This is a genomic window from Formivibrio citricus (genome assembly GCF_900115065.1).
GTDB classification, from domain to species: Bacteria; Pseudomonadota; Gammaproteobacteria; order Burkholderiales; family Chitinibacteraceae; genus Formivibrio; species Formivibrio citricus.
Map to the genome: position 1 here is coordinate 1 of NZ_FOVE01000016.1, position 13,597 is coordinate 13,597.

12 protein-coding genes are annotated in these 13,597 nt (G+C 57.5%); 10 read left to right on the forward strand and 2 right to left on the reverse strand.

Going from position 1 to position 13,597, the window contains the following annotated elements:
• Together BMZ36_RS10635 and BMZ36_RS10640 are read right to left on the reverse strand one after the other, a co-directional pair.
• On the reverse strand, positions 1-2,342 hold a 2,342-nt coding region (locus BMZ36_RS10635), incomplete at its 3' end, for a tetratricopeptide repeat protein (protein ID WP_143086035.1).
• 103 nt (positions 2,343-2,445) lie between these two features.
• Positions 2,446-5,874, reverse strand: coding sequence for a CHAT domain-containing protein (locus tag BMZ36_RS10640; protein ID WP_091195939.1), 3,429 nt, complete (start codon positions 5,872-5,874; stop codon positions 2,446-2,448).
• A 17-nt stretch (positions 5,875-5,891) separates the two neighbouring features.
• On the opposite strand from BMZ36_RS10640, the gene clsB reads away from it, so the two are divergent.
• The 10 genes from clsB to BMZ36_RS10690 all read left to right on the forward strand — a co-directional run bounded on the left by clsB (position 5,892) and on the right by BMZ36_RS10690 (position 13,482).
• Entirely contained in the window at positions 5,892-7,202 is a 1,311-nt protein-coding gene (clsB, locus tag BMZ36_RS10645) for a cardiolipin synthase ClsB (RefSeq protein WP_218142704.1), read from the forward strand.
• Between the two features lie 35 nt (positions 7,203-7,237).
• Positions 7,238-7,861: an RNA polymerase sigma factor gene (locus tag BMZ36_RS10650; protein ID WP_177187860.1), complete on the forward strand. Its 624-nt coding sequence runs from the start codon at positions 7,238-7,240 to the stop codon at positions 7,859-7,861.
• Between the two features lie 3 nt (positions 7,862-7,864).
• Positions 7,865-8,389, forward strand: coding sequence for a hypothetical protein (locus tag BMZ36_RS10655; RefSeq protein WP_091195945.1), 525 nt, complete (start codon positions 7,865-7,867; stop codon positions 8,387-8,389).
• On the forward strand, positions 8,386-9,300 hold the full coding sequence (locus BMZ36_RS10660; protein WP_091195947.1) for a caspase family protein: 915 nt from the start codon (positions 8,386-8,388) through the stop codon (positions 9,298-9,300). The genes BMZ36_RS10655 and BMZ36_RS10660 overlap by 4 nt, the downstream gene beginning before the upstream one ends.
• Positions 9,301-9,354: 54 nt before the next feature.
• Positions 9,355-10,791, forward strand: a complete 1,437-nt coding sequence (locus BMZ36_RS10665) for a tetratricopeptide repeat protein (RefSeq protein ID WP_091195954.1) — start codon at positions 9,355-9,357, stop codon at positions 10,789-10,791.
• A 167-nt stretch (positions 10,792-10,958) separates the two neighbouring features.
• Positions 10,959-11,471 (forward strand): FliG C-terminal domain-containing protein, encoded by a 513-nt coding sequence (locus BMZ36_RS10670; protein WP_091195958.1) that lies wholly within the window; start codon positions 10,959-10,961, stop codon positions 11,469-11,471.
• A gap of 28 nt (positions 11,472-11,499) precedes the next feature.
• The gene (locus tag BMZ36_RS10675) at positions 11,500-12,000 is read left to right on the forward strand and encodes a hypothetical protein (RefSeq protein ID WP_091195963.1); all 501 of its coding nucleotides are present in this window, start codon (positions 11,500-11,502) and stop codon (positions 11,998-12,000) included.
• Positions 12,001-12,012: 12 nt separating this feature from the next.
• Complete coding sequence (locus BMZ36_RS10680) at positions 12,013-12,252, forward strand: hypothetical protein (protein ID WP_143086036.1); 240 nt, start codon at positions 12,013-12,015, stop codon at positions 12,250-12,252.
• A 2-nt stretch (positions 12,253-12,254) separates the two neighbouring features.
• Positions 12,255-12,812, forward strand: a complete 558-nt coding sequence (locus tag BMZ36_RS10685) for a hypothetical protein (protein WP_091195970.1) — start codon at positions 12,255-12,257, stop codon at positions 12,810-12,812.
• Positions 12,799-13,482, forward strand: a complete 684-nt coding sequence (locus BMZ36_RS10690) for a hypothetical protein (protein WP_143086037.1) — start codon at positions 12,799-12,801, stop codon at positions 13,480-13,482. Before BMZ36_RS10685 ends, BMZ36_RS10690 begins: the two co-directional genes overlap by 14 nt.
• Positions 13,483-13,597 lie beyond the last annotated feature (115 nt).

Genomic DNA, 13,597 nt, shown 5'->3' on the forward strand with positions numbered 1-13,597 from the left:
ACCCCCTCATCCGCCAAGCCCGCCAGCCCATTCGGGCGGGCCACCATGGCCCGATAGGCCGCCACCGCCCCCGCCAAGGCCGCTGGCTTGCCCAGATCGTGATAAGAAACCGCCCCATCCGAACCAAGAGTTAGCGCCAGAATCCGCCCCCCGTTCTCCAGATAGCTGACATACACCGCATCCTCCGGCAAATGGCGGGCCGCCTCGGTGGAGGGCAGAATCGTCGGGGTGGTCAACTGGGCGTACTTCGGGTACTGCGTCAGCAACTTGCCATGCAAGGTACTCAACTCGCGCTCGACCTGATCGCGCAAACCGGACAGATTCAATCGTTCGACATCATTCCCCGCCTTGGCCACCTTGTCGTTCAGCACTGCCAACTGGCGCTGCAGGTTCTCCAGCGCAGCGGCCTCCTCGGCAGGCAGCGCCTGTTGACCAGCGCGGGCGGCGGTTTCTTCCAGCAGGGTGCGGGCTTTACTCAACTCAAACAGATGGAAGGCCTTCTCCGGCTGCTTCTGCTCGCCCAACAACTGGGCGTAATCCTTGTATCCCCCGACGTACTGGGCAAACAGGTTCTGTTTGGCTTCGACTCCCAAGCCGGATTGGGAGCGCAGTTTCTCGATGATGGTGATGTAGCGTTCGTATAGCGGCAGAGCCTGGGTAGGGTTGCCCATCTCCCTGTGGAGAAGGGCGAGGTTCTTGACTATGGTGGCAGTCACTGGATGCTTGAAGCCTTGGGCTTTTTCTGTAATCGCCAATGCGCGCTGGTAGAGCGGCAACGCTTTTTCGTAGTTGCCCATGGCTTGATAGAGCCTAGCGAGGTTGTTGAGGCGGGTGCCGGTGTCGGGATGCTCAGGGCCTTGGGTTTTTTCGGCGATGGCCAACGCACGCTGGTAGCGCGGCAGGGCTTTTCCGTATTCGCCCATGGCTTGATAGAGCTTGGCGAGATTATTGAGGCGGATTCCGGTATTGGGGTGTTCGGGGCCCTGAGCTTTTTCAGCAATCGCCAAGGCGCGCTGGTAAAGTGGCAGGGCTTCGGCGTAATTACCCATGGCTTCGTAGAGCGTGGCGAGGTTGTTGAGGCTGATGCCGGTACTGGGATGTTCGGGGCCTTGGGCTTTTTCAGAAATCGCCAGTGCGCGCTGGTAAAGCGGCAGGGCTTGGGCATAGTTGCCCATGGTTTGATAGAGTCCGGCGAGGTTGTTGAGGCTGATGCCGGTCTCGGGATGTTCGGGGCCTTGGGCCTTCTCGGCAATTGCCAAGGCGCGTTGGTAGAGCGGCAGGGCTTGGCTATAGTCGCCCATGGCGTAGTAGAGATTGGCGAGGTTGTTGAGACTGGTGCCGGTACTGGGATGTTCGGCGCCTTGGGCCTTCTCGGCAATCGCCAATGCGCGCTGGTAAAGCGGCAGGGCTTGGCCGTAGTTGCCCATGGCTTTGTAGAGCAAAGCGAGGTTATTGAGGCCGATTCCGGTATTGGGGTGTTCGGGGCCCTGAGCTTTTTCAGAAATCGCCAGTGTGCGCTGGAAGAACGGCAGGGCTTTGCCGTAATTGCCCATGTCTTGGTAGAGGCTGGCAAGGTTGTTCAGCGCAATGCCGGTTTGAATGTGATCGGCCCCGAGCCACGTTTCACGGATGACCAGAATTTCCCTGGCAAAGGGTAATGCCTTGGCATACTCGCCGGTTTTATCCAGTCTGTCACGTTCGCTGTTCAGGCCACTTATTCGTGCAAGCTGTTTATGGCCCTCAATCATCCAGCGCTGCGCTTTTTGGTTTTCTTCAATTTTCCAGCCTTTCTGGATAAAAAGATCAAAATCCGCCAGCGGGCCTTCCTTGAGTTCTTTCTCCGACTCAATCAATTCCAGTGTTTCCCGATACCACCGATAGGCAGTTTCGGTATCGCCACTGAGCAAGTAGGTGTGGCCGAGATTGACGGTGTTTTCATAGGTTTTTTCCAGGCTGACCGAGTGTTTGCAAGCTGGCCGGGCTTCAAGTGGTTGTTGGGACTGGATTTGCCGCCAGCACAGTCCGTTCCATGCCAAGTGATTATTCGGCTCAAGCTCGATGCTGCGGCGATAGGCTGTTATCGCTTCTTCCAAACGGCCTGATTCTCCGAGGAAAACACCTTTCCAGCGGATCAGCTTGGCATCTTCAGGATGAACCTTGAGCAATTGCTCGACATGCCGCAGTGCCTGCGGCCAGTCCTTGGAGTTTGCGGCCTTGGAGATGGCTTCGCGAAGCGTTTTTTCATCGGCAGGCAGGGGGGCCGTTTCGGCGCGAAGCAGCGGGGCGGCAAAGCACAGCGCAGCAGCCAGAGCCAGGCGGGCGAAACGGGGTTGCGGGGTCATGTTCGGGGTGTCCTTATGTGTGGCATGCCGGTTGGACGTTCAAGGCCAGGTTTGATCAGGAATTCAAGATGTCTTTTGCGTTGAAGTTATGGTCAATCCCGCTTCACACCCCATACAACACAAACGGAGCCCAGTAGGCGGGGTTATCGAGGCCATCCTGGCTGTTGATGAACTCCCGCTTCACCGCATTCAAGGCTTTGATCTGGTCTTCGCCGTTCTTCAGACGGGCAAAGAACCGGCGCATGAATTCGGAAGTAGCCTCATCATCCACCTGCCACAGCGTCAACACCGTATTCACATTGCCCGCCACATACAGCGCAAACGGCAAGCCCATCACGCCTTCTCCCTGAATGCTCTTGCCCACCCCGGTCTCGCAAGCCGAGAGCACCACCAGATCGGACTTCAGTGAATACCCCGGCCATTCGGCAGCGGTAACATAGCCATCGGCCTGCGGTGTTACCGCCTTCTGCCCGAGTACCACCGAACTCAAAGCCGGCACCTCGGTAGACAGATAACCATGGGTCGAGAACAGCAGATACCGGTAATCCGCCAGCTTGCCGGCACGGTTCAGGCTCTGTAGATTGAGTTCGGTGGCCTGATCCGCCAGATACAGATCGGTCTGGTTAGCACCAAAGGTTTTACGCACACCTTCCAACTCTGCCACCGTACCGGGCAAGGGAATCCAGCGGGTGCTTCGCAATGCCGCATACCCCTGACGAACCGCCTCGCTGTTACCTGAGCGCAATCCGCGGTGGATCTGCTCGGCCATTTTGCCCGCATCGGTGTTTGCTTGAAGGGCGGGGGTCGCCTGATTGACGGGGGCGGCCCCGAAATCTGGATTCCCCATCCCGAATACAGTCTTGGCGCGTGCCAGATGGCGGTATTCATCCGCCCGTTGTCGCAAGAGTGCATAGATCGACAAAGACTGCGCCAGGCTCACATCATGCTGTTTCAAGACCGGCTCACCGGCAAAGCGCAGCGTATCGAACGGCAACAAAGCCAAAGCCCCATCGGGCGAGATGATCCACTGCCGTTTACCGGCCAGCTTGTCTTGAATCGGCACCAGCAGTTGCTGGCCGAGCCAGTCTTGCAGCTCGGAGACATCCGAGATTTTCTTTGCCCCTTCCGGCAGGGCTTCAGCGGTTGAGACTAACGCATATTGGCCATTGGCCAACTTCACGGCACGCTGCCCCAATTTGGCCAAGCCAGCCAACCCCTCCGGTTGGGCAATGATGGCGCGATAGGTTGCTACGGCCTGATTCAAACCGGCTGGATTACCCAGATCGTGATATGTGACCACACCATCCGAGCTCATGGTCAACGCCAGAATCTTGCCGCCGTTCTCCAAAAAGCTCACAAACAGCGCATCGGATGGCAACAGCTTGGCTGCTTCCGTGGCTTCCAGAATCGTTGGGGTGGTGAGTTGGGCGTATTTGGGGAATTGTTGCAGTAGCTTGCTATGCAATATCCCCAGATCGCGTTCGACTTGATCGCGTTCACCCAACAACGCCATGCGTTGGCTATCGTTATCTGCCTTGGCGACTTTGTCGTTCAATATGGCTAACTGGCGTTGCAGGTTCTCTAACTGAACGGCATCGGCTTCGGGTAGTGCCAAGCGGCCAGCGCGGGCGGCGGTTTCTTCCAGCAGTGTGCGGGCCTTGCTCAACTCAAAGAGGTGAAATGCCTTCTCCGGTTGTTTCTGCTCACCTAGAATCTGGGCGTATTTCTTGTAACCGCTTACATACTGGGCAAACAGGTTCTGTTTGTTCTCCACGCCCAAGCCGGATTGGCTGCGGAGCTTTTCGATGATGGCGACGTAGCGTTCATAAAGTGGCAAGGCTAAATCCGGGTGGGCCATTTCCCAGTGCAGGAGGGCAAGGTTTTTGGTCAAGGTTGCTGTGGAGGGGTGGTCTGGGCCTTGGGCTTTCTCGGCGATGGTTAGAGCGCGCTGATACAGCGGCAGGGCTTTGTCATTATTGCCCATGTCTGAGTACAACCCAGCTAGGTTGTTGAGGCTGGTGCCGGTATCGGGGTGGTCTGGGCCGAGAGATTTTTCAGCGATGGCGAGGGCGCGCTGATACAGCGGCAGGGCTTGGGCGTACTGGCCCATGTGGGAGTACAGCTGGGCGAGGTTATTGAGGCTAGTGCCGGTTCTGGGGTGGTCGGGGCCGAGGGTTTTTTTAGCGATGGCGTGGGCGCGTTGGTAGAGCGGCAGGGCTTGGGCGTACTGGCCCATGTTGTCATACAGCAAGGCGAGGTCGTTGAGGCTGGTGGCGGTTCTGGGGTGGTCCAGGCCTTGGGACTTTTCAGCGATGACGAGGGCGCGTTGGTAGAGCGGCAGGGCTTGGGCGTATTGGCCCATGGCTCGGTACAGCGCGGCGAGGTTGTTGAGGTGGGTGCCAGTATTTGGGTGGTCCGGGCCTTGGGACTTTTCAGCGATGACGAGGGCGCGTTGGTAGAGCGGCAGGGCTTGGGCGTACTGGCCCATAGCTCGGTACAGCTCGGCGAGGTTGTTGAGGTAGGTGCCGGTATTGGAGTGGTCGGGGCCGAGGGTTTTTTCAGCGATGGCGAGTGCGCGTTGGTAGAGCGGCAGGGCTTGGGCGTACTGGCCCATGTTGTCATACAGCAAGGCGAGGTTGTTGAGGCTGGTGGCGGTTCTGGGGTGGTCCGGGCCTTGGGACTTTTCAGCGATGACGAGGGCGCGTTGGTAGAGCGGCAGGGCTTGGGCATATTGGCCCATGGCTCGGTACAGCGCGGCGAGGTTGTTGATGCTGGTGGCGGTGCTGGGGTGCTCGGGAGCAAGGAAACGCTCCCGGATTGCGAGCTGTTCCCGGAGTACTTCCGCCGCAGCGGCATATTTCCCAGCTTGTTCCAACTTTATGTATTGATCATACAGCTGTTGGGCCTTATCCCGAGCAGGATCGTAACTTTGCGCCATCCACAGCCTTGCCTTCCGGCTTTCTTCCACCTGCCAGCTCTTCTGGATAAATAAATCAAAATCTGCCAGCGGGCCTTCCTTGAGTTCTTTCTCCGACTCAATCAATCCCAGTGTTTCCCGATACCAGCGATAGGCATTTTCCGTATCGCCACTGAGCAGGTAGGTGTGGCCGAGATTGACGGTATTTGCATAGTCTTTTTTCAGGCTGACCGAGCGCTCGCAAGCCGGCCGGGCTTCCAGTGGTTGTTGGGACTGGATTTGCCGCCAGCACAGTCCGTTCCATGCCGCGTGATCATCTGGCGCAAGCTCGATGCTGCGGCGATAGGCCGAGATCGCTTCTTTCAGACGGCCCGATTCCCCCAGAAAATTCCCTTTCCAACGGATCAGCTTGGCATCTTCAGGATGAATCTTGAGCAATAGCTCGACATGCCGCAGCGCCTGCGGCCAGTCCTTGGCATCCCACGCCTTGGAGACCGCGTCGCGAAGCGTTTTTTCGTCAGCAGGCAGGGGCGCCGTTTCGGCTCGAAGCACTGGGGCGGCAAAGCACAGCGCAACAGTCAGCGCCAGGCGGGCGAGACGGGTTTGCGGAGTCATGTTCGGTGTGTCCTCTCGTGTGGCATACCCTTTGGACGGCCAAAGCCGGGGTTTGTCAGGGTGGTGTTGCGGGCGATGGTATTGCTGCCGTTCAAGCCGTTGATACAATGAGCTTCTTTCAGGTGCTGATGATAGCTGAAATGATGAAGAAATCGGATTGTCCGGATGGTTCGGGTTTGTTTTTGCCGGGATATTGCATCTCGCTGCTTTGTAGCGGCGCGGAATATTTCCCGGCGCTGATCGGGGCGATCAAGGCGGCGAAGCAGGAAATTTACTTGCAGACCTATATCTTTGCCGATGATGCCACCGGGCAGGCGGTTAGTGCGGCGCTTTGCGATGCTGCGCGCCGTGGGGTGAGTGTACGGGTGATGGTGGATGGTTTCGGGGGGGAGGACTTCCCGGAAAAAATCCGGCCGGCGCTGGTCGCTGAGGGTGTGGAGGTGCTGATCTTTCGGCCACGGCGGCGCTGGAGCTTGCCCGGCCGGTTCCATTTGCGACGCTTGCATCGCAAGCTGTGCGTGGTGGATCGGTCCGTTGCATTCGCAGGCGGTATCAATGTGATTGATGACCGAAATACGCCTCAGCCCATGGGCCCCCGGTTTGATTTTGCCGTTGAGGTCAAAGGGCCGGTTGTGGCGGGGATTCATGCTTCCATGATCAGGCTGTGGCGGGTGGTTTCTTTGACCCAGTTGCGGCGGCGAGGCGTATTCCCCTGCGGGGAGTTCCCCTCTGGCGGGATGGCGGGTTCGCAGCGCGTGGGTTTTCTGTTGCGAGACAATCTGCGGTATCGCCATGCCATTGAGCAGGCGTATCTGGCGGTCATTGCGAATGCGCGCGAGGAGATCATCCTCTCCAATGCGTATTTCCTTCCGGGCCGGCGGCTGATGAGGGCGATTCTGGATGCGGCACGGCGCGGGGTGCGCGTTTCGCTGTTGCTGCAAGGGCGTATCGAATACGGATTTCAGCATTATGCAACTCAGAGTTATTACGCGACGTTGCTTGAGGCAGGGGTGCGGATTTTTGAGTATCAGGAAAGTTTCTTGCATGCCAAAGTTGCGGTGATCGATGGCCAGTGGGCGACAGTGGGCTCCAGCAATGTCGACCCTTTCAGCCTGCTGTTGGCTAGAGAGGCCAATGTGGTTGTGGATGATGCGGCGTTTGCGGCCAGTTTGCGTGCGGAGCTGATGGAGGCCATTGAGCAGCGGTCCAGAGAAATCGCCCGTGAACACTGGCGCCACAGCAGTGCCGGGGCCGGTTTCTTGCAACGCATCAGCTATGCGTTGTTGCGCGCGTGTGTTGTGTTCGTTTGCCCGGCAGAGCCTTATTGAGTTCGGGCGACCTTATTCGAAAGAACCAGATGAAAATGGATGTTCCCCGTCTAAGTCATGAGGCGCCGGATCGGGAGGCGTTGCGGGCTTTGTCCGGTGCTCCCAAAGACCGGAATGCCGCCATGCGGCTGCTGTTTGACCGGCATGCCGTACGTTTGATGCGCCATCTGCGTTTCAGGTTTTCCTTGCCGGAGAGCATCGCCGAGGAGATTACGGCGCAAGCTTTTTTGCGAGCGTATGAGAAGGCTGACGATTTTCGCGGGGATTGCGAGGTGGCTTCGTGGCTGGTGCAGATTGCCCGGAATCTGGCTGTGGACCATTTGCGGCGGGAGGGGCGCATGGAATCGCTGGAGGATGAGGATTTCGCTGGCAATGCCGATATTTTTTGCGAGCTGGTTCCAGCCAGTCATGAGCCTCATGCCCTTCTGGAAAACAAGCAGGTGGCCCATTGTGTTCGCGAGCGGTTTACCGCTTTCCGTCTGCGCCATCCGGAGGCCGCGACGGCGCTTTGGGAACGTCACGTCAATGAGGTTTCGCCTCAGGAAATTGCGCCCATGCTGGGGCGTACCTACAGAGCCACTTGCCAGTTTCTGAGCGAGTGGGGCAAAAAACTGCGGCAGTTCGTTGCGCCGTGCTACGAGTTGCTGAAAGGGGAGTAGGCCATGACTTTGCCTTCGCGGGATGATGTGCCGCACAAAGACGAACCGCTTGATCCCTTGCTTTTGCAGACCCTGAAAGAGCATGGCGAATCCTTGACGCCGGATGGCATGTCTCGTGGCCGTATCTGGCAGCGCATCGATGCCAGGCTGAATACCCCTGCGCAAGGGTTTGACTGGCGCAACGGGTGGCATGCATTGATGGCGACCCCCAAGCGCTGGGGAACCGCCCTGGCTTTTATTCTGGTGGCGGCCATTGGCATGCCGCTTCTGATTTCGCGGCAACCGTCGCCGGATTGGGGTGCGGTGGAATTCAAGGGCGTCAGGGTTGTCGCCATGACGCAAAACATGCGTACGGATTTTGAGGAGGCGCTGCGCCAAATGAACGTTCCGTTCGAGATGATCCAGCAGGATGGGCGTTCTGCGCTTCTGATTCGTGCTGTCGATGTCCAGAGGCTGGATATGCCATTCAGGCAGAAGTGGGGGTTGCCCGAGGCCGAAACGGGTACGCTTCAGGTGGTTTTTGAATGAAGCGAAAAATTCTTGGTTTGCTGGGTGGGTGGCTCGTTTCGGCCTTTTGTCTGGCGGAAAACCATGCCTTGCTGATCGGGGTTCGGCAGGTTGCTTCTGCTTATCCTTCCCCGATACTGGAAAGTATTTCCAATGATCTTGTTTTGGCCAAACAGATGGCAAGCCGGCTGGGGGTTCCTGAGACCCATATCCGGGTCTTGTCCGATGCCGGTCAAGGGCGGTTGCCGACACGTTCAAACGTAACCGAATCAATGCGAACTTTGGCCGCGCAGGTAAGCCCCGGCGATTTTGTGTTGCTTTATCTGAGCGGGCATGGCGTGCAACAGCCCAGCTTGATCCCGCAGGGGGGGGATCCGCTTGATGAGATTTTTTTACTGGCCGATAGCCAGCGCTGGGCCGCCGGCAAAGGTATTGCCAATGCCCTGAGCGACAAGGAAATCCGCAACTGGCTGGCTGCGCTGGATAGCAAACAGGTCAAGGTTTGGTTGGTGGCCGATACTTGCCACGCCAGCGGCTTGATGCGGGGGGCGCAAGATTGGCTGGACGATGAAATTGCCATCAGCGGTTTCAAGGGCTTGCGCTCTAGCTGGCTGGGCATGAAAACCTGGCTGCAAAAAGGGAAACCCGGCACAGGGTCACAGAATGCATCCCGCCTGAAAACAGGTGCATTGCCGAATGTGGCTGCGTTTATGGCGGCCGATGAAAATAGTAGCGCGCTTGAGATCGAGTTAAAGCGGGATGGTCGCAAAGTGGGTCTGTTTACCTGGGCGCTGGCTCAGGCGCTCAAGCAGATGCATGGGCCAATTCCCCCCGAAAAATTGGCACAAGCCACATTGGCGCTGTATCGCCGCTACCCTCAGTGGGTGGCTCGGCCGGTATTCGAGGCGGGTGAACTCAGTGGTGCGCCCTGACAAAATGGGCGCTGGGTCGTCGAATGGGTAGATTTGTCCAAAAAGAGGGTGCCCATGAAAACAAAGTTACAAGTATTGAGTTTGGTTCTTGGCCTGCATCCGCTCGCCCCAGCTTTCGCAGCCCCCAACAACGCCCCGCATTACTTTGAGGGCGAGCTGCGGATTGAGCAATCGGTTGGCGGAAAAAATTGCCAGCAACTGAATGGCAAAATCACGGAAGCTCAGGTTTCCTGGCAAGACCCCGGGCACGGGCAAATTCAGGGCTGGATTGTTTTTGCGAGCGGCGCGCCGGGCAAGCTGGAAGGGGCAACCCCTGCCAAGCTCACAATTACCACCAACCACCACGATGCCCAGCTTAATACCCCCATGGTGCTCTCGCTGGATATTGCCGATGGCAAGGCGACTGGGGTGCTGCAAGAAACACCGGCCAAACCGGGTTTTAGCGAAACCATGTGTTACTGGCAGCAGGCCAAACTCACGCTCACCGAAAAAAACACCGATGCCGCCAAGCGGATGCGCGAACATGCAGCTTGGTACAAAGCCTATGCCCATAAAAGCCGTGGTGAAAACCATGCCCGCTACGCGCAATTTGCCGAAGCGGCGGCGGCATATGACCAAGCCTTTGCCGAGGTGGAGGGCGTACTGCCCGAAACGCGCACGGACCTCTATGACTTGCTCTTCAGCGCCGCCCGTTACCATGCCGAGGCCAAGAATTTTGCGCTGGCGGCGCAAAGCTTTCAGCAGTTGATGGATATTGGCCTGCGGCAATCAGAGAAAGGCGCAGAGAATCCAGACCTGTATCCTAGCTGGCTGCGCCTTGCCACCTATCTGCACCTTGCCGGCCGTACCACGGAAGCCATCCCTGTTATTGAGCGCACCGCCCGGCTGGAGAGCCAGGCGGAAGAAGTCAGTCTGGAAGAGCGCCTGCTGCGCCTGCGGTTGCAAGGCAACATCTATATCACTGCCAAAATGTTCGACAAGGCGCAAACCAGCCTGCGGGAAGAAATTACGCTCGCCAGCGCCAAAGCTGGCCCCGATAGCCTGCTCGCGTATGAAGCCCGTGTGCAGTGGGCGCGCGGATTAAAGGCGATGAATGACCACGCCCGTTTTGAAACCACCCTCGAACCGCTGACCAAGGAAATCACCACCCGCTTTGGCGAAGCCCACGAACTGGCACGCAACAGCAATGCCTTGCTGGGCTGGCATTACCTCAACACCGGACGCATGGAAAAATCCCGCCCCTGGCTGGAAAGCGCCTTCCGTGGTCACCGCGCACTGACGGGCAATGCCCTAACTACCATCAAAGCCAACGAATCCGCCCGAAACATCCTCGGTGCGCTGCTTGAAATCTACATCAAGCAAGGCATCGTACCGGCAGACTATCTGGACCGGTTCGCCGCCAATCAGGGCATTCTGGATGATCTACCCTATAACGAAGGACTAAAAGCTAACTTGAACTTGCCGGCGTTCAAGATTGGGTCGGGGGAGTAGAGCAAGCGTAGCCCGCGCACCCCTTGTAGGGTTTGCAAACCGTCCGGTTTGCGAACGCGGGCTGATCTTCAAGGTGCTTCGCTGTCTGCTTGAAACGATGATCGGGGCGCAAGTCTTGGGCTTTCACAACCTGCCGCCGAGAAGTGCAATTTTTAGAAAGAAACACTATGACTGATACCGTTACCCTGCAACTTTCCAACCCGGCATTCAGCTTGGAAAAAATTCCCGACGGCACCCGTTACACGCTGGTCTTTACCCGAGATGGCATCGCTGCCCGCATCACGTTGCCGGAAAGCGGCATGCAGGCTTTTCAGAGCCAGTTGCAGTTACTGGTGAAATCGCCGGAAATCCGCTTGACCAACGCCGAGGTGGAAGCCAGTTATCGCCAGACTGCCCAGCCCTTGCACTATCTGGATGACTACGAGTGGCAATGCCTGTTGCGCGAGTTGCAGTGCGATGAACTGCTGGCCGCGCTGTGGTATCTGAAAGACGAATCCATCGCCCAGGCGGTATTCCGCAATCTGTCGCAGCGCGCTGCAGAAATGTTGCTGGAAGACTTGCAGGGCTACAGCCGGCGCGGTGATCCGGACAAACAACCGGAAAACATCGTCCAAAAAGGCCGCGATGCCTTACAAGGTGTGTTGCAGACGCTGGCGCGTTTGCAGGGGGAAGATGATTGATCGTTGCCATTGACGCAAAGGATGTCCCGTGATTCCACAAGACCCGCAACAAAAACTGCTTGCCGCACTTTATCTGCTTGCCCGCTGCGTAAAGCGCGAAGGGCTGCTTTCCATTGAGGGCGATGTGTTCGATCCAGCAAGTTCGCCCTTGTTCAAATGGCTGGAAATTGCGATTTCTCCCGGTCTGGAGTTGGTGGCCGATGCGCTGCGGCTGATTGTGAGCTACGCGCCGAACGAGCCTGATCTGGCGTTCTATCTGGATACGGTGCGCCGACATAACGAACTGACCGCCGAAGACCAACGCCTGCTGGAATTGGCCAGTGTGTTCCTGAGGGCACAAGCCCGCGAGCTTCCCCCGCAAGCCTGTGCCGAATTTGCCCGCCAAACGCTCCCGCTCAAAGACCGGCCAGATGGCGAGGCATTGCAAAGTGATTTGCGTGCGCTGGAGCGGGAATTCACGAACAGTTGCGAGCAACACGAGGGCGATATGGGGAGCCGTATTACCGCCTTGTTTGCAAAACTCCAGTAAGTGGCGCCGATCATGAACGCAGAGAAAAACCAGTTTGATTGGGCACGCCTGATAAAGCGCCTGTTCGGTGCCGTGTGCGTGGCAATCGGCCTTGCCCTGTTGAGCAACCTGCTGCCGGCCATCGGCGATATTCTTGGCAACTCATCCACCGCCCGTGATTACCGCGCCATTTGGGCGTTTGGTCTGTGCGGATTGCTGTTGCTGGCCTTTGGCGGGGTGATGCTCTACAACCCGGATTTGCTCAAGGAATGACAATGGCCTGGATACGGCAGCAACAGGGATTGGGGGCGGTTTGCTTGTTGCTGGCTTCATGGGTAACGCTGGCCGCTGATCCACTCAAGCCTGAAGAGCGGGCGGCTTATGCCAAGTTTCAGGCAAGCCTGCCACCTGCTGGTCAGTACCGCATCGAATCAAACTGGAATATGGGTGGGGATAACTTCTTGCCCGGCCCGGTGAGCCTGCGCTGTTTGGCTCAGGAAAACCTGCGCGAGCTGGCTGACGAAACACTGGGGCTCGTTGGCAAAGCGCAAGAGCACCTTGTGTGCGATCTCCCTTTGCGGAAGATCACCGCGCAAAGCATCATCCATGAAAAGCACTGCAAAGCGCGCCCCGGGTATGGCATCCAGAATATCGCCATCCTGCGGGATCAACTGGAAATACATGCAATGCAGACACTGCGCTTGAGTACGGAGCAAACGCTCAAGGCGCGCAGTCTGGATGGCGCCCCTCAGCCTGATTTGTATCGCAAAGAAATTATCACGGCTACCCGGATGGGCAATTGCCCACCAGAGAACCCATATGCAGAGCGGTGACAGAACGGGGGCCACACATGACCACAAGTTTAAAGACAACCCCGCGCTGGCACCTTATGCGAACCGGATGAATACCCAAAAAGGACACCCCGGCATGAATTCACCAGAACCCCTGAGAATCAGTGCGATCGACGTCAAGGGAATCCAGCACGAAGGAACATCCGTGTTCCTGAAAATCGCCGGAAGATGTGATGGTGTCGATTGCGAAATGAATGTCGGAATGTTGACGCACGTTTTCGAAACGCTGATCAATCAGGGGCAGAGCCTGATGGCTGCCATGCATTCCAGCCCCACTTGCGCCGAAGAAAATGCAGCCTTGCGCAAAGCAGTCTGGCCGCTGCTGCGATTGACTGAGCCGGATTGGCGAATGCTTTTATGGGAGATGAATCTCGATTGTTTGGTCGACTTCCTCTGGTTTATGAATGATCCGGAATTGACCGTGAAGGCTACGCGCAATATCAGTTCAAGCGTCCTGACCTTAAACCCGGAAAAACGTGCCGCCATGATGAGAGAAATGATCGAGGAAAAATTCGGCGCCCACGATCCGGACAACGTCTCTGCCAACCTGATGCAGGCCGCTCGCCAGAGTGTGCATGAGATGATGAAAACGCTGATTCGCCTGGAAGACGAAGGGCGCATCCCGGCGGCGTATCCGCAGGTGGGCATATAAGATGCCCGGGGGGGGCTAGTCTCATCTCAAGCGACCAGGCCGTGGCTCGCGGCTGTTCGATAACAACCAGCCAGCAGTGCGGAACACCGTGGGGACGCCAGTTTTATATAAATCG

Coding starts and splice junctions, on each gene's coding strand:
- BMZ36_RS10660 (WP_091195947.1), top strand. CDS start 8,386: ATGAAGCGAAAAATTCTTGGTTTGCTGGGTGGGTGGCTCGTTTCGGCC.
- BMZ36_RS10680 (WP_143086036.1), top strand. CDS start 12,013: ATGAACGCAGAGAAAAACCAGTTTGATTGGGCACGCCTGATAAAGCGC.
- BMZ36_RS10655 (WP_091195945.1), top strand. CDS start 7,865: ATGACTTTGCCTTCGCGGGATGATGTGCCGCACAAAGACGAACCGCTT.
- BMZ36_RS10685 (WP_091195970.1), top strand. CDS start 12,255: ATGGCCTGGATACGGCAGCAACAGGGATTGGGGGCGGTTTGCTTGTTG.
- BMZ36_RS10670 (WP_091195958.1), top strand. CDS start 10,959: ATGACTGATACCGTTACCCTGCAACTTTCCAACCCGGCATTCAGCTTG.
- BMZ36_RS10665 (WP_091195954.1), top strand. CDS start 9,355: ATGAAAACAAAGTTACAAGTATTGAGTTTGGTTCTTGGCCTGCATCCG.
- BMZ36_RS10650 (WP_177187860.1), top strand. CDS start 7,238: ATGGATGTTCCCCGTCTAAGTCATGAGGCGCCGGATCGGGAGGCGTTG.
- BMZ36_RS10690 (WP_143086037.1), top strand. CDS start 12,799: ATGCAGAGCGGTGACAGAACGGGGGCCACACATGACCACAAGTTTAAA.
- BMZ36_RS10640 (WP_091195939.1), bottom strand. CDS start 5,874: ATGACTCCGCAAACCCGTCTCGCCCGCCTGGCGCTGACTGTTGCGCTG.